Below are 23545 nucleotides of genomic sequence, written 5' to 3' on the forward strand. Positions count from 1 at the left end.
TGAAAGTTTTCAGGATTTAGCTCTATGGTAAGTATAAAAGTCAGTATTCCCGGATACAAGGTAAGCGAACAACTCTACAATGGTTCCAGAACCATAGTTTATCGAGGGTATCGAGAGACTGACTCATTGCCGGTAGTGATTAAACTGCTCAAAAACCCTTATCCCAGCTTCTCTGAACTTTTGTCGTTTCGCAATCAGTACACCATTGCGAAAAATCTCAACTCACCTCTGATTGTCCAAACCTACAGCCTGGAACCTTACCAAAATGGCTATGCGTTAGTGATGGAAGACTTTGGGGGGATTTCTCTCAAGGAGTGGGGAGTAGGGAATAGGGAGTGGGGAGTTGGGGAAAGTGTAGAATCTTTGATGGAGTTTTTAGAAATAGCGATCGCACTCTGCAACACCTTAGATATATTATATCGGGAGCGGATTATTCATAAAGATATTAAACCCGCCAATATTCTCATTAATCCAGAAACCAAACAAGTTAAATTAATCGACTTTAGTATTGCATCTTTACTACCACGGGAAACACAGACACTAATCAATCCCAATGTCTTAGAAGGGACACTAGCTTATATTTCCCCAGAACAAACAGGAAGGATGAATCGGGGGATTGACTACCGGACTGATTTTTATTCTCTGGGTGTGACATTCTACGAATTACTCACAGTCAAGTTACCTTTTGCTTCAAACGAGCCAATGGAGTTGGTGCATTGTCATATTGCAAAACTTCCACCACCACTTTTAGGGAACAGGGAAGAAATTCCGCAGGTGATTTCAGATATTGTGATGAAATTGATGGCGAAGAATGCCGAAGATAGATATCAGAGTGCTTTGGGATTGAAGTTTGATTTAGAAAATTGTTTACATCAACTACAGTCAACTGGTATAGTTAAAGGCTTTGAAATTGCAGAAAGGGATGTGTGCGATCGCTTCATCATCCCCGACAAACTCTATGGACGAGAAACCGAAGTTCAAGCCTTACTTGATGCATTTGAAAGAGTCAGCCTTGGTACAACAGAAATGATGATGGTAGCTGGGTTTTCGGGAATTGGAAAAACAGCAGTTGTCAACGAAGTTCATAAACCAATTGTTCGCCAACGCGGTTATTTTATCAAAGGAAAATACGATCAATTTCAACGAAATATTCCTTTTTCGGCATTTGTGCAAGCATTTCGGGATTTAATTGGAGAATTGTTAAGTGAAAGTGATGTCCAAATCCAGCAATGGAGAAACCAAATATTAGATGCTGTTGGAGAAAATGGACAGGTAATTATTGAAGTCATCCCCGAACTATCAAGAATTATTGGTCAACAACCATCCGTTATAGAATTATCAGGAACGGCGGCGCAAAATCGCTTTAATTTATTATTTCAAAAATTTACCCAAGTCTTTACCAGTTTTGAACATCCATTAGTGATGTTTCTAGACGATTTGCAATGGGCAGATTCGGCATCACTGAACTTAATACAGTTATTGATGGCTGATACAAAGCATCTTTTATTAATTGGTGCGTATCGTGATAACGAAGTCAGCCCAGGACATCCATTGATGTTGACTTTGAGCGAGATTCAAAAAAACCAAGCCACAATTAACACGATTACTTTAGCACCACTGAGTCAAGGGCAAGTAAATCAGTTAGTTGCTGACACACTGAAATGTACAGAAACTCTGGCATGGTCTCTTTCTCAATTAGTCTCTCAAAAAACTCAAGGGAATCCGTTTTTTGCCACCCAGTTTCTCAAAGCATTGCATCAAGAACACCTGATTAAATTTGATTTGGAGTCAGGGTGTTGGCAATGTGACATGGTACAGGTGAGAACTCAAGCAGTTACAGATGACGTTGTGGCATTTATGGCAGTTCAATTACGAAAACTGCCACAATCAACTCAAGATATATTGCAGTTAGCTGCTTGTATTGGCAACCAGTTTGATTTAGCAACTTTAGCAATTGTTTCAGAATTATCTGAAATTGAGGCGGCTGCTGATTTGTGGAAAGCATTACAAGAGGGATTAATTTTACCGCTCAGTGATGTTTATAAGTTTTATGTTGGGCAAGATAGTCTTGCAATTACTCAAGAAAATCAAGAGACTGTTACATACAAATTCTTACACGATCGCGTCCAACAAGCTGCCTATTCTCTGATTCCCCACGACCAAAAACAGACGACTCATTACCAAATCGGACAACTACTTTTACAAGAGATTCCTCTAGCAGCTAGAGTTGACCGGATTTTTGAAATCGTCAATCAATTAAATTACGGAACTGCTTTAATTACCCAAGAAACAGAACGAGATGAACTAGCACAAATTAACCTGATTGCTTGTCGGAAAGCCAAAAGTGCCACCGCCTATCAAGCAGGGCGTGAATATGCCAGCATTGGATTATCAATCCTGGGAGAAAATGCTTGGCAGCAGCAATATGAAATGACGCTATCATTCCATGATGATGCGGCGGAATTGGCAATGTTGTGCGGCGATTTTGAGGCGATGGAACAGTTGATTGATATTGTTATTAAACAGGCACACTCTTTACTGGAAAAAGTCAATGTTTACCGCCTTAGCATTCAAGCAAATTCCTCTCGTAATAAACTGATTGAAGCCATTACGATCGGTCAACAGATATTGCAACAGTTGGGTGTAACTTTTCCCGAATCACCCACACCAACAGATATTCAACAGTCAATCCAAGAGATTAGCGAACTGATTGGAGATAGGGAAATTGAAGATTTTGTTCACCTCAGCGTCATGAATGATGCAAACAAAATTGCAATTATCCAGATGGCCACCAGCCTCATGACACCAATTTACCTCTCTGGCTCTCCCTTGTTCCCATTACTGACTTCGTTATCAGTCAAATTGTCTTTGCAGTACGGAAACATCGCTATTTCAGCTTATCACTATGTTTGCTATGGTGTCATTCTCTGTAATCTCTCACAAGATGTGGATTTAGCAGTGCAGTTTAGTCAGTTGGCATTGAATGTCGTCTCAAAATTCAATGCTAAAGCAACTAAACCTGAGGTATTAATGACATTGGCAGGGGCTATCCTACACCGCAAATCTCATATCAAAGAAACGTTACCACTCTTGAGAGAAGGCTATGCAACTGCCCTAGAAGTCGGAAACATACAATGCGTTGGAAATAGTGCCTACTGTTTCTGTCTAAATGCTTTTTGGTGCGGTCAGCCCCTTGTTACTTTAGAGCAGGATACGCGCACCTACTACAATGGTTTGGTGCAAATTAACCAATTGACAACAGCCAATTACTGCCTAATCCATTGGCAATCTATTTTAAATTTACTGGGAGTTGGGTCGCATCCCACCATTTTGTCTGGGTCAGCCCTGCAAGAAGCGGAATTTCTGTCCTTGCTGCTGTCTGCGAATGACCTAAATGGGTTGTATTTATTCTATTTGTATAAGCTGACCCTTTGCTTTTTGTTTGGAGAAGTTGAGCCAGCTAACAATTATGCACTCTTAGCCAGAAACTATTTAATGGCTGTGGCGGGACTAGTCGGCGAACCTGTATTTTATTTCTATGATTCTTTGATTGCCACAGCACAGTTGAGCCAATCGTCATCTGAGGTTTCAGAAGCATTAGAGCGGGTAACACAAAACCAAACCAAGTTACAGCACTGGACGCACCATGCTCCAATGAATTACCAGCATAAGGTTGATTTAGTAGAAGCCGAAAAATGTCGAGTGTTAGGGCAAAAAGCCGAAGCCATTGACTTTTACGATTTGTCGATATCTGGAGCCAAAGCCAACGAATATATCCAAGAAGAAGCCTTAGCCAACGAACTCGCAGCTAAATTCTACCTCGACTGGGGCAGACAGCGCATTGCTAGTGACTACATGATTGAAGCCTACTATGGCTATGCTCGTTGGGGTGCGAAAGCCAAAGTTGCTGAATTAGAAAGACGCTATCCTCAACTGCTGGCTTCTATCCTCCAACAAACTCGCACTGCTTTCTCGGTTAACGAAACCGTCTTCGCCACAGGTACAGTCACCTCCACTAGTTCTTCCTCCAGCGTCTCTGATTCCCTCGATTTCAAAGCTATTCTCAAGGCTTCCCAAAGTATCTCCGGCGAAATCGAACTGGAAAAACTGCTTTCATCGTTACTTAGAATCCTCATCGAAAATGCGGGGGCTGATAAATGTGTGTTAATGCTGTTGCCAGACGATTCGCTACGCGACACCAAAGGTGAACGCTTACTAATTAAAGGGTCAATTATTGAGGGTTCCGAACCCGTCGTGTTGCAGCGCCTTCCCATTGAAGACAGCCAGGACATTCCTCTGAAGCTGATTTACAAAGTGAAGAACAATAGGCAGACTGCTGTACTACTTGATGCAACGGCTGATCCGACCTTAGTCAATGACCCCTATATCATGCGTCAGCAACCCAAGAGTATCTTGTGTAGCCCAATTTTACATCAAGGTAAGTTCCTGGGCATTTTGTACTTAGAAAATAATTTAGCGACGGGGGCGTTCACAAGCGATCGCGTGGAACTACTCAATTTACTCTGCGCCCAAGCTGCAATTTCTTTGGAAAATGCCCAACTTTACAAGCGCTCGCAGCAATATGCCCAACAGCTAGAGCAGTCCTTCGCCGAATCGCAGCAAAAATCAGAAGATTTGCAACAAGCATTGCAAGATTTACAACAAACTCAATTACAAATGGTGCAAAGTGAGAAAATGTCAGCACTGGGCAACTTAGTTGCTGGTGTCGCTCACGAAATGAATAATCCTTTGGGTTTTATTGCTGCCAGTCTCAAACTTGCTAAACCAACGTTTACTGATATTGTTGAACACTTAAAACTCTATCAGGAAAGCTTTGCAAATCCAGGTGATGAAATCAAAGACCACGCTGAAGAAATTGACCTAGATTATAGCTTATCAGACTTACCCAAGATGATTGATTCCATGTCCATGGCGTGCGACAGGTTGAAAAACATCAGCACCAGTTTACGTACTTTCTCGCGTGCCGATCAAGATTACAAAGTACCATTTAACATTCACGAAGGGATTAGTAGCACCATTTTAATTTTGAAACATCGTCTCAAGTCTAATGAACAACGTCCCGCCATTGAGGTTGTCACCAACTACGGGAATTTACCTCAGGTTGAATGCTTCCCAGGTCAATTAAATCAGGTATTTATGAATCTTTTAGCCAACGCTATTGATGCTTTGGAAGAGTCAAATATTGGACGCAGCTTTGAAGAAATTAAAGCCAATCCCAATCTCATTACAATTACAACCTCAATCGAGAATACTAGCGTTAAAATTACCATTCTGGATAATGGAAAGGGGATGAACGAACAAGTAAAATCAAAAGTATTTGACCATTTATTTACTACGAAAGCTGTTGGTAAAGGGACAGGATTAGGGTTGGCGATCGCTCGTCAAATTGTTGAAGAAACCCACGGCGGAAAATTGAGTTTTCACTCAGTTCTGGGTGAGGGTACAGAATTTATCATTGAAATTCCGGTATGATTTTTGGCGGTTTTTGGTAAACAACTTCAAATATCTGGGAATACTAAATCTGGAAATCTCAAGGATTTAGGAAGATGGTTAGTACTTTAGTCAAGATTCCCGGATATCGCATCTATGATTTACTCTACAATGGTTCCAGAACCCTGGTTTATCGAGGCTATCGAGAAACCGACTCATTACCTGTAGTGATTAAACTGCTGAAAAATCCTTATCCCAACTTCCATGAACTCTTGTCGTTTCGCAATCAGTACACCATTGCCAAAAATCTCAACTCACCGCTAATCGTCCAAACCTACAGTCTGGAACCCTATCAGAATGGTTATGCGCTGGTGATGGAAGACTTTGGGGGGATTTCTCTCAAGGAGTGGGGAGTTGGGGGAAATGTAGAATCTTTGATGGAGTTTTTAGAAATAGCGATCGCACTATGCAACACCTTAGATGTACTTTACCGCGAGCGAATTATTCATAAAGACATCAAACCCGCCAATATTCTCATTAATCCAGAAACCAAACAAGTTAAATTAATCGACTTTAGTATCGCCTCGTTACTACCACGGGAAACACAGACACTAATCAATCCCAATGTATTAGAAGGGACACTAGCTTATATTTCCCCAGAACAAACAGGAAGGATGAATCGGGGGATTGACTACCGGACTGATTTTTATTCTCTGGGTGTGACATTCTACGAATTACTGACTGGAATTTTACCATTTCAATCAAACGATCCAATGGAGTTGGTGCATTGTCACATTGCAAAAATTACACCACTTTTAGGGGATAGGGGACAGGGGACTCTTAACAGGGAAGAGATTCCTCAAGTTCTCTGTGAGATCGTGATGAAATTGATGGCAAAAAATGCCGAAGATAGATATCAGAGTGCCTTGGGACTGAAGTTTGATTTAGAAAGTTCTTTACATCAGCTACAATCAACTGGTGTAATTAATGGTTTTGAAATTGCACAGAGGGATGTGTGCGATCGCTTCATCATCCCCGACAAACTCTATGGACGAGAAACCGAGGTATCAACTCTACTCCAAGCATTTGAGCGAGTCAGCCTTGGTGCCACAGAAATGATGCTGGTAGCTGGGTTTTCGGGAATTGGAAAAACAGCAGTTGTCAACGAAGTTCATAAGCCGATTGTGCGACAACGCGGTTATTTTATCAAAGGAAAATATGACCAGTTTCAGCGCAATATTCCTTTTTCGGCATTTGTACAAGCATTTCGGGATTTAATTGGAGAATTGTTAAGTGAAAGTGATGTCCAAATCCAGCAATGGAGAAACCAAATATTATCGGCAGTTGGAGAAAATGGACAGGTAATTATTGAAGTCATCCCCGAACTATCAAGAATTATTGGTGAACAACCATCCGTTATAGAATTATCAGGAACGGCGGCACAAAATCGCTTTAATTTATTGTTTCAAACATTTACCCAAGTCTTTACAAGTTTTGAACATCCATTAGTGATGTTTTTAGATGATTTGCAATGGGCAGATTCGGCATCACTGAACTTAATACAGTTATTGATGGCTGATACAAAGCATCTTTTATTAATTGGTGCCTATCGTGATAACGAAGTCAACCCAGGACATCCATTGATGTTGACTTTGAACGACATTCAAAAAAGCCAAGCAACGATTAACACGATTACTTTAGCACCACTGAGTCAAGTGCAAGTAAATCAATTAGTTGCTGACACACTTAAATGTACAGAGAGTTTGGCAGGGAATTTTTCTCAATTAGTCTATCAAAAAACTAAAGGAAATCCATTTTTTGCTACACAGTTTCTGAAAGCATTACATCAAGAAAATCTGATTCAATTTGATTTTTATTTAGGCTGTTGGCAATGTGACATTGTACAGGTGATAACTCTTGCAGTTACAGATGACGTTGTTGCTTTTATGGCATTGCAATTACGAAAACTGCCTCAATCCACTCAAGATATATTGCAGTTAGCTGCTTGTATTGGCAACCAGTTTGATTTAGCAACTTTAGCAATTGTTTCGTCAAAACCTTCAATTGAGACGGCTGCTGATTTGTGGAAAGCATTACAATTCGGGTTGATTTTACCGCTCAGTGATGTTTATAAGTTTTATCAAGATGAAAATGCTAATAGCTATTTGTTAATTGCTAATAGAAATCAACAAATAGCTATTAGCAATGAGCAATTAGCAAGTTACAAATTTTTACATGACCGAGTACAGCAAGCGGCTTATTCCCTGATTCCCGATGACCAAAAAACAGCAACTCATCTCCAAATAGGACAGTTACTTCGAGAAAATTTCTCCCCAATAGAGCTTGAGGAAAAACTGTTTGATATTGTCGGGCATTTGAATTTAGGAATGGAGTTAATTACTCAACCTAGCGTTCGCCAAGAATTAGCTCAACTGAATTTGCAAGCTGGAGTCAAGGCGAAAAATTCTACAGCTTACGCCGCAGCCAGGGTTTATTTGCAAACGGGGATTAAGCTATTACAAACAAACTGCTGGCAACATCAGTATGAATTGACTCTGAGTCTCTATGTGACGGCTGCGGAAGTTGCTTATTTGAATGGTGACTTTGATGGCGTGGAACAGATAGCAACAATAGTATTGCAATCAGCTCAAACGATTTTAGACAAAATTAAAATTTATGAAATTCAAATTGCAGCGCAAGTTTTACAAAGTAATGTGTTGGAAGCGATCGCAGTTGGCAGAAACGCATTAGGGCAATTGGGGGTGGAACTGCCTACAGAAGCTGACGGAGCTAAGACTAGTAAAATGCTACAAATCCTTACCACACAACTCGAAGGTAGACAAGTTGAAGATTTGATCGATCTGCCATTAACGACTGATCCCACCACTCAGGCCGCAATGGAAGTAATGGGAATGTTGTTTTCACCAATTATCCAAGGAATGCCCAGTTTATTACCCTTGCTTAGTTCAATGATGGTGAGTTTATCTCTGCAATCAGGCAATACTGTGCCATCAACAACTGGGTATGCTATTCACGGTATGGTATTGTGTGCTTTTTTGGAAGATACTTCCGCAGGCTATGCTTTTGGTAAATTGGCTCTAAGTTTACTGGAAAAATTTAATATCCAAAAGATTAAATCCGTTGTGATGTTTCTGTTTGGCTGCTTTATTCAACATTACCAAGAGCCATTGGATGCCACAATCCCAATTTTGAAAGCAGCATACCACACTGGCATAGAAACTGGAGATTTTTTATATGCTGGTTATGCCCTCGCTACCCACAGTAATGCTAGGTTTTTTAGTGGTGCAGAACTGAATAGTTTTATTCAAGACATGGCTGATTATAGCGTGGCATTGGCTCAGGTGAAACAATATTCTGCTCAAGTATATGTGGATCTGGGAAAACAAACGGCAGAAAACTTAATTGAACTAGTCACTCAACCACATTGCTTAATTGGCAATACCTACAATGAAACGTTGATGCTACCTAAACACCAGCAGGATAATGACCTAACAGCGATCGCCCAAGCCTATATCTACAAATTGTTGCTTGCTTACTATTTTGGGAATTATCCAGATGCACTCAACTATGTTGATCAAGCCAAGCTGTGTTTAATGGCTGTATCAGGATCGATTTTTGTGCCGATTTTCCATTTTTATGCTGCTTTAACTCATCTAGCACTTTTCCCCGTCCAGCCAGAGACAGAGCAAGCGGAGATTATTCTTCAGGTAGAAACCCATCAAACTGTTCTGCACCAGTGGGCGCGCAATGCCCCAATGAATCACTTGCATAAATGGCATTTAGTTGAGGCAGAAAAGTGTCGAGTTTCCGGCAACAAATTAACAGCAATGGAACAGTACGATCGCGCCATTACCCTTGCCAAAGAAAACCAATTCCTCAACGAAGAAGCATTAGCCAACGAACTTGCAGCCAAATTCTATCTCGATTGGGACAAAGAAAAAATCGCTCAAGTTTACATGACGGAAGCCTATTATTGTTACACCCGTTGGGGAGCCAAAGCCAAAGTAGTTGATTTAGAAACCCGCTATCCCCAACTCCTCGTCACAATTAGTCAAAAACAGCAACCATCTTTTAAACTGACGGAAACGATGCTTGCTATCTCCTCTCCCACCCTGCAAACTTCCACTTTCAATAATACTAGCCTCTGTGAAGCCCTCGATCTGGCAACCATTCTCAAAGCCTTTCAATCGCTTTCGAGTGAAATTGAGTTGGAGAAATTACTCTCAACCCTACTCCAAGTCATACTCGAAAATGCGGGAGCTGATAAATGTGCGTTGTTGATGCCAAAAGGCTCGCGCTGGGTAATTGAAGCCCTTTCTCAACTCGAACAGCCTCACGTTATCTTGCGTTCGCTACCCTTTGATGATGGTCAAACAGTACCCGTTACCCTGATTAATCGAGTCAAAAATACCCTCTCCTTGGCTGTAATTGAGAATGCAATAGTCGATCCAACCTTAGCGGCTGACCCTTATATGCTGCACCATTCACCCAAGAGTGTTCTCTGTGCGCCAATTCTCAACCAAGGTAAATTGATTGGTATTTTATACCTCGAAAATCACCTGACAGTGGGAGCATTTACACGCGATCGCCTACAAGTTCTCAAACTCCTCACTACTCAAGTAGCTATTTCTCTAGAGAACGCGCAACTCTATCAAAAATTAGAAGACTATTCTCATACTCTAGAACAAAAAGTAGAAGAACGCACCCAGGAAATCACAGAAAAAGCCACTCAGCTAGAATCAACACTCGATCAACTTTACTCAACTCAAGCCCAACTAATTCAAGTCGAAAAAATGTCCGGGTTAGGACAGTTAGTTGCTGGGATTGCTCATGAAATTAATAATCCGATTAATTTCATCTATGGCAACTTAGAACCTGCGGGTGAATACGTTGCATCCTTAATTGAATTAAATAATTTATATCAGCAACTCTATCCGCAACCATTGCCAGAGATTGCCGAGAAAATTGCCGATATTGAACTAGATTTTCTGGTGGATGATTTACAAAACCTGCTGAAATCGATGAAAACTGGAGCAAATCGTATCCGGCAAATTGTGCTGTCACTGCGAAACTTTTCCCGCTTGGATGAATCAGAAATGAAACCAGTAGACATTCACTCTGGTATTGATAGTACTCTGTTAATTTTGCAACATCGACTTCAGAGTAATAGTAAACATCCAGAGATTGCAGTCATTCACAAATATGGAAACCTGCCTTTAGTTAATTGTTATGCCTCTGCTCTGAATCAAGTATTTATGAATATGATCAACAATGCCATTGATGCTTTAGAATCATCAGATATAAATCGCCAACCGACTATTATAATTCAGACGGAATTCATAGAAGCAAAAAAGGTAGTTATCCGCATTGCAGACAACGGTATAGGGATGAGCGAGTCAGTGCAGAATAAGATATTTAATCCATTTTTTACGACGAAATCAGTAGGTAGTGGGACAGGCTTGGGATTATCAACTAGCTATTCGATTGTGGTAGAAAAACATGGGGGTAAGTTAAGCTGTATTTCCGCACCAGGACAGGGTGCAGAATTTGTCATTGAAATTCCGGTGTAATTTTTGCTCTTGTTTATAAAAAACTTGATATATCTGGGAATACTAAATCTGGAAGTTTCACAGATTTAGCAAGATGGTTAGCACTATTGTCAATATTCCCGGATACAAGGTAAGCGAGGAACTCTACAATGGTTCCAGAACTCTAGTTTATCGAGGGTATCGAGAGACTGACTCATTACCTGTAGTCATTAAGCTGCTGAAAAATCCTTATCCCAGCTTCTCTGAACTCTTGTCGTTTCGCAATCAATATACCATAGCCAAAAATCTCAACTCACCTCTAATCGTCCAAACCTATAGCTTGGAACCCTATCAAAATGGCTATGCGCTGGTGATGGAAGACTTTGGGGGGATTTCTCTCAAAAATTATTTCACCTCTAACCAGACGCGATATATCGCGTCTGGTGAAGAGTTTTTAGAAATAGCGATCGCACTCTGCAATACCTTAGATATACTCTACCGAGAGCGCATTATACATAAAGACATCAAACCCGCCAATATTCTCATTAATCCCGAAACCAGACAAGTTAAATTAATCGACTTTAGTATTGCATCCTTGTTACCACGGGAAACGCAGACACTAATCAATCCTAATGTGTTAGAAGGCACACTTGCTTATGTTTCTCCAGAACAAACAGGAAGAATGAATCGGGGGATTGACTACCGGACTGATTTTTATTCTTTAGGTGTGACATTCTACGAGTTACTGACTGGGGAATTACCGTTTAAGTCAAACGACCCGATGGAGTTAGTACATTCTCATATTGCGAAACTTCCACCAATGTTAGGGGATAGGGGACAGGGAATAGGGGATAGAGAAGAGATTCCCCAAGTTCTCTGTGACATCGCGATCAAATTGATGGCGAAAAATGCTGAAGACCGCTATCAGAATGCATTGGGATTAAAGTTTGATTTAGAAAATTGTTTACATCAGCTACTAGTTGATGGTAAGATAAAGGATTTTAAAATTGCACAAAGGGATGTGTGCGATCGCTTCATCATACCTGACAAACTCTATGGACGAGAAGCAGAAATAGAAACTCTACTGTCAGCATTTGAAAGAGTCAGCCTTGGTGCAACGGAAATGATGTTGGTAGCAGGTTTTTCGGGAATTGGAAAAACTGTGGTTGTCAACGAAGTTCATAAACCAATTGTTCGCCAACGCGGTTATTTTATCAAAGGAAAATACGATCAATTTCAACGGAATATTCCTTTTAGTGCATTTGTGCAAGCATTCCGAGATTTAATGGGACAATTGTTAAGCGAAAGTGATGCACAAATCCAACAATGGAGAAACCAAATATTATCGGCTGTAGGAGAAAATGGACAATTAATTATTGAAGTTATCCCCGAACTATCAAGAATTATTGGTGAACAAGCCCCAGCAACAGAATTATCAGGAAATGCGGCACAAAATAGATTTAATTTATTGTTTCAAAAATTTACCCAAGTTTTTACTAGTGCTGAACATCCATTAGTGATGTTCTTAGATGATTTGCAGTGGGCTGATTCAGCATCGCTGAAGTTAATGCAGCTATTGATGGCTGATACAAGTCATATGCTGTTAATTGGTGCGTACCGTGATAACGAAGTCAACCCAGGACATCCATTGATGTTGACTTTGAGCGAGATGCAAAAAAACCAAGCAACGATTAATACGATTACTTTAGCGCCACTGAGTCCAGAGCAAGTAAATCAGTTAGTTGCAGAAACACTTAAATGTATACAGAGTTTGGTATGGACTCTTTCAGAATTGATATATCAAAAAACTCAAGGAAATCCATTTTTTGCCACCCAGTTTCTCAAAGCATTACATCAAGAAAATCTGATTAAATTTGATTTGGAGTCAGGGTGTTGGCAATGTGACATGGTACAGGTGAGAACTCAAGCAGTTACAGATGACGTTGTGGCATTTATGGCAGTTCAATTACGAAAACTGCCACAATCAACTCAAGATATATTGCAGTTAGCTGCTTGTATTGGCAACCAGTTTGATTTAGCAACTTTAGCAATGGTTTCGGAAAAATCTTCAATTGAGGCGGCTGCTGATTTGTGGAAAGCATTACAAGAGGGATTAATTTTACCGCTTAGTGATGTTTATAAGTTTTATCAAGATGAAACTGCTAATAGCGATTTGTTAATTGCCAATAGAAATCAACAAATAGCTATTAGCAATGAGCAATTAGCAAGTTACAAATTTTTGCACGATCGCGTCCAACAAGCTGCCTATTCTTTGATTCCTGATGACCAAAAACAGATAACTCATTACCGAATTGGACAACTACTTTTACAACAGATTTCCCCAGAGGCTAGAGTTGACCGGATTTTTGAAATCGTCAATCAATTAAATTACGGAACTTCTTTAATTACCCAACAAACAGAACGAGATGAATTAGCTGGGCTCAATCTGATTGCTTGTCGGAAAGCCAAAAGTGCCACCGCCTATCAAGCAGGGCGTGAATATGCCAGCACTGGATTATCAATCCTGGGAGAAAAAGCTTGGCAGCAGCAATATGAAATGACGTTATCATTCCATGACGATGGGGCGGAATTGGCAATGCTCTGCGGTGACTTTGAGGCGATGGAACAGTTGATTGATATTGTGATTAAACAGGCGCACTCTTTACTAGAAAAGGTCAATGTTTACCGCATTAAAATTCAACTAAATACCTCTCAGAATCAACTGATTGAAGCCATTGCGCTCGGCATCCAGATCCTGCAACAGTTGGGTGTCACCTTTCCCGAAACACCCACGCTGACCGACATTCAACAGTCAATTCAAGAGATTAGCGAACTGATTGGAGATAGGGAAATTGAAGATTTTGTTCACCTCAGTGTCATGACTGATGCAAACAAAATTGCCATTATCCAGATTGTCAGCAGCATCATGCCAGCAGCTTACGTCTGTGTCCCTCCTTTGTTCCCATTACTGACTTCCTTATCAGTCAAATTGTCTTTGCAGTACGGAAACATCGCTATTTCAGCTTATAGCTATGTTTGCTATAGCATCATTGTCTGTAATCTCTCACAAGATGTAGATTTAGCAGTACAGTTTAGTCAGTTGGCATTGAATGTCGTCTCAAAATTCGATGCTAAAGCGACTAAACCTGAAGTATTAATGTTGCTGGGACAGTTTATCCGACACCGCAAATCTCATATCAAAGAAACGTTACCACTCTTGAGGGAAGGCTACGCAACTGCCCTAGAAGTCGGAAGCCTGTTAATGGCCGGAAATAGTGGCTACTGTTTTTGTCTCAATTCTTTTTGGTGCAGTCAGCCCCTTGTTACTTTAGAGCAGGATACGCGCACCTACTACAATGGTTTGGTGCAAATTAACCAATTGACAACAGCCAATTACTGCCGGCTCCATTGGCAATCTATTTTAAATTTACTGGGAGTTGGGTCGCATCCCACCATTTTGTCTGGGTCAGCCCTCGAAGAGACGGAATTTTTGCCCCTGCTGCTGTCGGCAAATGACCGATGTGGGTTGTATAACTTTTATTTGTATAAGTTGACCCTTTGCTTTTTGTTTGGGGAAGTTGAACAAGCCAACAACTATGCAGTTGAGGGCAGAAACTATTTAAGGGCTGCGGCGGGAACAGTCGGCGAACCTGCATTTTATCTCTATGATTCTTTGGTTGCTCTGGCACTGTTGAGTCAACAGTCGGTTGAGATATCACAAGCATTAGAGCGGGTGGCACAAAACCAAACCAAGTTACAGCACTGGGCGCACCATGCTCCCATGAATTACCAGCATAAGGTTGATTTAGTAGCAGCCGAAAAATGTCGAGTCTTAGGACAAAAAGCCGAAGCCAGTGAGTTTTACGACTTGGCTATATCTGGAGCTAAAGCCAACGAATATATCCAAGAAGAAGCCTTAGCCAACGAACTCGCAGCTAAATTCTACCTCGACTGGGGCAGACAGCGCATTGCTAGTGACTACATGATTGAAGCCTACTATGGCTATGCTCGTTGGGGTGCGAAAGCCAAAGTTGCTGAATTAGAAAGACGCTATCCTCAACTGCTGGCTTCTATCCTCCAACAAACTCGCACTGCTTTCTCGGTTAACGAAACCGTCTTCGCCACAGGTACAGTCACCTCCACTAGTTCTTCCTCCAGCGTCTCTGATTCCCTCGATTTCAAAGCTATTCTCAAGGCTTCCCAAAGTATCTCCGGCGAAATCGAACTGGAAAAACTGCTTTCATCGTTACTTAGAATCCTCATCGAAAATGCGGGGGCTGATAAATGTGTGTTAATGCTGTTGCCAGACGATTCGCTACGCGACACCAAAGGTGAACGCTTACTAATTAAAGGGTCAATTATTGAGGGTTCGGAGCCAATCGTGTTGCAGCGCCTTCCCATTGAAGACAGCCAGGACATTCCTCTGAAGCTGATTTACAAAGTGAAGAACAATAGGCAGACTGCTGTGCTGCTTGATGCAACGGTCGATCCGACCTTAGCCAATGACCCCTATATTATTCGTCAGCAGCCCAAGAGTATCTTGTGTAGCCCGATTTTGCACCAAGGTAAGTTGCTTGGGGTGTTGTACCTAGAAAATAATTTAGCGACGGGGGCGTTCACAAGCGATCGCGTCGAACTGCTCAATTTACTCTGCGCCCAAGCCGCAATTTCTCTAGAAAATGCCCGACTTTATCAGCGATCGCTAGAAGATGCTCAACAGCTAGAAGCAGCTTTACAAGAACTCCAGGGCGCTCAATTACAAATGGTGCAAAGTGAAAAAATGTCTGCACTAGGTAACTTAGTTGCCGGGGTAGCTCACGAAATGAATAATCCTTTGGGCTTTATTTCTGCTAGTCTCAAACAAACTAAACCCACTATCGCTGATATTACCGAACACCTTAAACTATATCAAGAAACTTTCCAGAATCCGAGTGAGGAAATTCAAGGTCATGCAGAGGAAATAGATTTAGATTATACCTTATCAGACTTGCCCAAGATGATTGATTCCATGTCTATGGCCTGCGATAGGCTCAAAAACATCAGCACTAGTTTAAGAACTTTCTCTCGTGCCGATCAAGACTACAAAGTGCCTTTCAATATCCACCAAGGCATTGATAGCACCATTCTCATTCTCAAACATCGTCTCAAGCCCAATGAACAACGTCCGGCGATTGAAGTTGTCACCAACTACGGGAATTTACCTCAAGTTGAATGTTTCCCTGGTCAATTAAATCAGGTATTTATGAATCTTTTAGCCAACGCTATTGATGCCTTGGATGAATCTAATACCGGACGCAGTTTTGAAGAAATTAAAGCCAATCCCAATCTAATTACAATTACAACCTCAATCGAGAATACTAGCGTTAAAATTACCATTCTGGATAATGGAAAGGGGATGAACGAACAAGTAAAATCAAAAGTATTTGACCATTTGTTTACTACTAAAGCTGTTGGTAAAGGCACAGGATTAGGGTTGGCGATCGCTCGGCAAATTGTGGAAGAAACCCACGGCGGAAAATTGAGTTTTAACTCTGTTATGGGTGAAGGTACTGAATTTATCATTGAAATTACGGTATAATTTCCGGCTTTTTTTGGTAAACAGCTTCAGATATTTGGGAATACTAAATCTGAAAGTCTTCAGGATTTAGCTCTATGGTAAGTATAAAAGTCAGTATTCCCGGATACAAGGTAAGCGAACAACTCTACAATGGTTCCAGAACCCTAGTTTATCGAGGGTATCGAGAGGCTGACTCATTACCTGTAGTCATTAAGCTGCTAAAAAATCCTTATCCCAGCTTCTCTGAACTCTTGTCGTTTCGTAATCAGTACACCATTGCGAAAAATCTCAACTCACCTCTGATTGTCCAAACCTACAGCCTGGAACCCTACAAAAATGGCTATGCGTTAGTGATGGAAGACTTTGGGGGGATTTCTCTTAAAAATTATTTCGCCTCTGACCAGACGCGATATATTGCGTCTGGTCAAGAATTTTTAGAAATAGCGATCGCACTATGCAACACCTTAGATATACTCTATCGCGAGCGAATTATTCATAAAGATATTAAACCCGCCAATATTCTCATTAATCCAGAAACCAAACAAGTTAAATTAATCGACTTTAGTATTGCATCCTTGTTACCACGGGAAACGCAGACACTAATCAATCCCAATGTCTTAGAAGGTACACTCGCTTATATTTCCCCAGAACAAACTGGACGCATGAATCGGGGGATTGACTACCGGACTGATTTTTATTCAGTCGGTGTTACTTTCTACGAATTACTTACAGGAGAGTTACCTTTTGCATCAAACGATCCGATGGAGTTGGTGCATTGTCATATTGCCAAACTTCCACCAATGTTAGGGGATAGGAGACAGGGAATAGGGGATAGAGAAGAGATTCCCCAAGTTCTCTGTGACATCGTGATGAAATTGATGGCGAAAAATGCTGAAGACCGCTATCAGAATGCATTGGGATTGAAGTTTGATTTAGAAAATTGTTTACATCAGCTACAAGTTTCTGGTGTGATTGAGCTTTTTGAGATTGGGAAACGGGATGTGTGCGATCGCTTCATCATCCCTGATAAACTTTATGGACGAGAAACCGAAGTATCAACTCTACTACAAGCATTTGAGCGAGTCAGCCTTGGTGCAACAGAAATGATGCTGGTAGCTGGTTTTTCGGGAATTGGGAAAACTGCGGTTGTCAACGAAGTTCATAAACCGATTGTTCGCCAACGTGGTTATTTTATCAAAGGCAAATATGACCAATTTCAACGGAATATTCCCTTTAGTGCCTTTGTAGAAGCCTTCCAAGATTTAATGGGGCAGTTGTTAACTGAGAGTGATGCACAGATTCAGCAATGGAGAAACCAAATATTAGATGCGGTTGGAGACAATGGACAGGTAATTATTGAAGTCATCCCCGAATTATCAAGAATTATTGGTGAACAACCACCCGCCATAGAATTATCAGGAACGGCGGCACAAAATAGATTTAATTTATTATTTCAAAAATTTACCCAAGTTTTTAGCAGTGCTGAACATCCATTAGTGATGTTTTTAGATGATTTGCAATGGGCGGATTCAGCCTCACTGAAATTAATGCAGCTATTAATGGCTGATACAAATCATCTTTTATTAATTGGTGCGTATCGTGATAACGAGGTAAACCCAGGACATCCCTTGATGTTGACTTTGAGTGAAATCGCAAAAACACTCTTGACGATGAATACGATTACTTTAGCACCACTCAATCAAGTCACAGTTAATCAATTAGTTGCTGATACACTTAAATGTACAGAAAGTTTGGCATGGACTCTTTCGGAATTAGTCTCTCAAAAAACCCAAGGTAATCCGTTTTTTGCAACCCAGTTCCTCAAATCATTACATCAAGATCGGCTAATTGAATTTAATTTTGAGTCCGGTTTTTGGCAATGTGACATTGTACAAGTGATAACTCTTGCGGTTACAGATGATGTTGTGGCTTTTATGGGTTTACAACTGCAAAAACTGCCACAATCAACTCAACATATATTACAGCTAGCTGCTTGTATTGGCAACTCTTTTGATTTAGAAATTTTAGCAATTGTTTCAGAACAGTCGGAAGTAGAAACGGCTGCAAATTTGTGGAAAGCGCTGCAAGAAGGGTTAATTTTACCAATTAGTGATGTTTATAAGTTTTATCAAGGAGAAGAACGCGAACAATTGGCGCTGTCAAAGGAGAATACCAGTAAACAATTAGCCAAATATAGATTTTTACATGACAGAGTACAGCAAGCAGCTTATTCCCTAATTGCCGATGAACAGAAAACAGTAACTCATCTCAAAATTGGACAGTTACTCCTGCAAAATACCTCTGAGATAGAGCTGGAAGAAAAACTGTTTGATATTGCCCCGCATTTGAATTTAGGAATTGAGTTAATTAGTCAAGCAAGCGATCGCCAAGCATTAGCTCAACTGAATTTACAAGCTGGAGTGAAGGCGAGAAATTCTACAGCTTACGCCGCCGCCAGGGTTTATTTGCAAACAGGGATTAAGCTACTTGAGGCAAACTGCTGGCAAAGTCAGTATGATTTGACTCTCAATCTCTATGTGGCGATGGCTGAAGCTAGCTATTTGAATGGTGACTTTGCAGACATGGAGCAGCAAGCCGCAGTGGTATTGCAGCAGGCACAGACGATTTTTGATAAAGTGAAAATCTACGAAATTCAAATCGCGGCACAAACGGCTCAGAGCCAAATACTAGAGGCGATCGCGGTGGGAAGAGAGGTGTTAAGTCAATTAGGGGTAGATTTACCGAGTGTGCCAGATCAAGCCCAAATAGCGAAAGCGCTACAAGACCTTAACCACCAACTCCAGGACAGAGAGATTACAGAGCTGATTGACCTACCGATGATGAGCGATCGCGCCGCCATCGCCGCGATGCAACTGTTAGGAATGTTGTTTGTACCAGTGTTCGTGGGAATGGCAGGTTTGGTACCCCTGTTGAGCGCGACGATGGTGAGGTTGTCGCTCCAGTTTGGCAATGCCCCTGCTTCGACGGTTGGCTATGTGATTCATGGAGTGGTACTGTGTGCCTTTTTGGGCGAAGTCGAAACAGGCTACGGGTTTGGTCGGTTAGCACTCTCGTTGCTGGAGAGGTTTAATGCTCAGGATATGAAGTCCAGCACTCTCAGCCGATTTGGGGCTTTTATCCAACATCACCAGGAAGCACTCTTAGCAACGCTACCAATGCTGAAAGAGGGCTACATGACTGGGATGGAAACCGGTGATTTTCTCAACGCTGGCTACAGCATGACAGGTTATGCCTGTACTGCACTTATGGCCGGTGTCAACCTGGACACGTTATCATCCGAATTGGCTACTTATAGTGCTACCCTGGCTCAGGTGAAACAAAATTCGGCACGTATTTATTTGGACATAAAGCGGCAAACAGTGCAGCATTTAAGAGAAACTGTGAGCCAACCTGATTGCTTAAGGGGCACCGCCTACGATGAAACGGTAATGCTGCCGAAGCACCGGCAGGATAACGATCTCAGCGCCCTCGCATTTGCCTACAGTTACAAACTGTTCCTTGCCTACTCTTATGGTAATTATCAGGCTGCGCTGGACTACATCACCCAACTCAAATCCTATTTGATGACAGTATCGGGATTGGTTTATATTCCCATTTTTCATTTTTATGCTGCGCTGACGCATTTGGCACTCTTCCCCACACAGCCAGAGACAGAGCAAACTCAAATTCTTCTTCAGGTGCAAACCCATCAAACCACTTTGCAACAGTGGGCGCACAATGCCCCGATGAACCACTTGCATAAATGGTATCTAGTGGAGGCTGAACGTTATCGAGTTTTGGGTGAAAAAGTCGCAGCCAGTGAGTGTTATGACCAAGCCATAAATCTTGCTAAAGAACATCAGTTCATCAACGAAGAAGCCTTGGCTAATGAACTCGCGTCTAAATTCTACCTCGACTGGGGCAAACGGCGCATAGCTGGGGAATACATGACGAACGCATATTATTGTTATGCCCGTTGGGGTGCTAAAGCCAAGGTTGCCGACTTGGAAAAACGCTATTCCCAAGTGCTTGCTCCCATTCTAGAGCAAACCCGTCCTCTGGTCTCTCTTCTATCAACTAGCGAAACTATCTTTGCCTTGGGGAGTGTCACATCCACCTTTTCTGTCACTTCTAGTAGTAGCAGTGTTTCGGATACCCTAGATTTAAAAACTATTCTCAAAGCTTCCCAAACTATCTCCGGCGAAATCGAACTGGAAAAATTGCTTTCATCGTTGCTTTCCATCGTCATCGAAAATGCGGGGGCTAATAAATGCTTGTTAATGCTGTTGCGAGACGATCGCCTGTTGATCAAAGGGTCAATTACCGAAGGCTCGGAGCCAGTCGTGTTGCAGCGCCTTCCCGTTGAGGACAGCCAGGATATTCCCTTGAAGCTGATTTACAAAGTCTTGCACAACAAGCAGACTGTTGTGTTGCTGGATGCGATCGCTGATCCAACCTTAGCCAATGACCCCTATATCATACGTCAGCAGCCTAAAAGTATCTTGTGCAGCCCGATTTTGCATCAAGGGAAGTTGCTGGGTATTTTATATCTAGAAAATAATTTAGCGACAGGGGCATTTTCTAGCGATCGCGTCGAACTACTTAATTTACTCTGCGCTCAAGCCGCAATTTCTTTGGAAAATACCCGACTTTATGAGCGAGAACAGAAAAAATCTCAAGACTTACAAGCATCACTAGAACAATTAAAACAGGCCGAAGCCTCTTTAGCCAAAGAACGAGAGTTCTTGAATGCCATCATTCACAATATTACAGATGGGATTGTTGTTTGTGATGCTACTGGCAAATTGACTTTATTTAATAACGCAACTCATGAGTTTCATGGCTTACCAGTAGAATCATTACCCCCAGAACAATGGACAGAATACTTCTCACTCTATCAACCTGATGGGCAAACACCCCTATCAACAACAGAAATCCCTCTGTTTCGCGCCTTACAAGGGGAAATAGTCGAAAATGCCGAAATGGTAATTGCGCCAAAGCATGGTTATAGGAGAATTTTGTTAGCAAGCGGACAAGCAATATTTGATCCTTGGGGTAACAAACTCGGTGCGGTAGTTGTGATGCGAGATATTAGCGATCGCAAACTAGCTGAACTTGCCTTGCAGCAGAAATCGCAAGATTTACAACAAGCGCTAACTGATTTGCAAAATGCCCAATTACAAATGGTGCAAAGTGAGAAAATGTCTGCACTAGGTAATTTGGTTGCTGGTGTAGCTCACGAAATGAATAATCCCCTCGGTTTTATTGCTGCTAGTCTAAAACTTGCTAAACCTAGCATCGCTGATATTGTTGAACATCTCGGGCTATATCAAGAAATTTTCCCCAACAAGAGTGAGGAAATCATTGACCACGCCGAAGAAATCGACTTGGATTATAGTTTAGAAGATTTGCCCAAGATGATTGATTCTATGTCTATGGCGTGCGACAGGCTCAAAAATATCAGTACCAGTTTACGTACTTTCTCCCGCGCCGATCAAGATTACAAAGTGCCTTTTAACATTCACGAAGGCATTGATAGCACGATTTTAATTTTGAAACATCGTCTCAAGGCTAATGACCTACGTCCCGCCATTGAGGTTGTCACCAACTACGGTAATTTACCTCAGATTGAATGCTTCCCAGGGCAATTAAATCAGGTATTTATGAATCTTTTAGCAAACGCTATTGATGCCTTAGATGAATCTAATCATGGACGCAGTTTTGCAGAAATTAAAGCTAATCCTAACTGCATTAAAATTACAACCTCAGTAGCTGAAAATCTAGTTAAAATTGTCATTGCCGATAATGCTAAGGGGATGAGTGAACAAGTCAAATCAAAAATATTTGACCATTTATTTACTACGAAAGCTGTTGGTAAAGGTACAGGATTAGGGTTGGCGATCGCTCGTCAAATCGTCGAATCAACTCACTGCGGAAAATTGAGTTTTAACTCAGTTCTGGGTCTAGGTACTGAATTTATCATTGAAATTCCGGTATAATTTTTGGCAATTTTGATTTGCTCTCCACCAAAGGCTTTAGATCCCCGACTTCTTCAAGAAGTCGGGGATCTTTTTTGGGAATACTAAATCTGGAAGTTTCACAGATTTAGCAGCATGGTTAGCACTTTAGTCAGTATTCCCGGATATCGCATCTATGATTTACTCTACAATGGTTCCAGAACCCTAGTTTATCGAGGCTATCGAGAGACTGATTCATTACCAGTAGTGATTAAACTGCTGAAAAATCCTTATCCCAGCTTCTCTGAACTTTTGTCGTTTCGCAATCAGTACACCATTGCTAAAAATCTCAACTCACCTCTGATTGTCCAAACCTACAGCCTGGAACCCCACCAAAATGGCTATGCGTTAGTGATGGAAGACTTTGGGGGGATTTCTCTCAAAAATTATTTCGCCTCTAACCAGACACGATATATTGCGTCTGGTCAACAGTTTTTAGAAATAGCGATCGCACTCTGCAATACCTTAGATGTACTCTATCGCGAGCGAATTATTCATAAAGATATTAAACCCGCCAATATTCTCATTAATCCAGAAACCAAACAAGTTAAATTAATCGACTTTAGTATTGCATCTTTACTACCACGGGAAACGCAGACATTAATCAATCCCAATGTGTTGGAAGGGACACTCGCTTACATTTCCCCAGAACAAACTGGACGGATGAATCGGGGAATTGACTACCGGACTGATTTTTATTCTTTAGGTGTGACATTCTACGAATTACTTACAGGAGAGTTACCTTTTGCATCAAACGATCCGATGGAGTTGGTGCATTGTCATATTGCGAAACTTCCACCAATGTTAGGGGATAGGGGACAGGGAATAGGGGATAGAGAAGAGATTCCCCAAGTTCTCTGTGACATCGCGATCAAATTGATGGCGAAAAATGCTGAAGACCGCTATCAGAATGCATTGGGATTAAAGTTAGTCAGGATATTCCCCTGAAACTGATTTACAAAGTCAAGAAC

At 41.4% G+C, this 23545-nt stretch carries 4 protein-coding genes and 1 pseudogene; all 5 read left to right on the forward strand.

Going from position 1 to position 23545, the window contains the following annotated elements; all coding sequences use genetic code 11:
* Positions 1 to 24: 24 nt before the first annotated feature.
* Positions 25 to 5493 (forward strand): trifunctional serine/threonine-protein kinase/ATP-binding protein/sensor histidine kinase, encoded by a 5469-nt coding sequence (locus V7K97_RS10605; protein WP_334800875.1) that lies wholly within the window; start codon positions 25 to 27, stop codon positions 5491 to 5493.
* Positions 5494 to 5567: 74 nt separating this feature from the next.
* Complete coding sequence (locus tag V7K97_RS10610; RefSeq protein WP_334800876.1) at positions 5568 to 11042, forward strand: trifunctional serine/threonine-protein kinase/ATP-binding protein/sensor histidine kinase; 5475 nt, start codon at positions 5568 to 5570, stop codon at positions 11040 to 11042.
* Positions 11043 to 11115: 73 nt separating this feature from the next.
* Entirely contained in the window at positions 11116 to 16578 is a 5463-nt protein-coding gene (locus V7K97_RS10615) for a trifunctional serine/threonine-protein kinase/ATP-binding protein/sensor histidine kinase (protein WP_334800877.1), read from the forward strand.
* Positions 16579 to 16652: 74 nt separating this feature from the next.
* Positions 16653 to 22556: an AAA family ATPase gene (locus V7K97_RS10620; RefSeq protein ID WP_334800878.1), complete on the forward strand. Its 5904-nt coding sequence runs from the start codon at positions 16653 to 16655 to the stop codon at positions 22554 to 22556.
* A 114-nt stretch (positions 22557 to 22670) separates the two neighbouring features.
* Positions 22671 to 23501 (forward strand): annotated as a pseudogene (locus V7K97_RS32000) (serine/threonine protein kinase); the annotation flags it as partial.
* Positions 23502 to 23545 lie beyond the last annotated feature (44 nt).

The organism is Nostoc sp., assembly GCF_036917815.1.
GTDB lineage: Bacteria > Cyanobacteriota > Cyanobacteriia > Cyanobacteriales > Nostocaceae > Nostoc.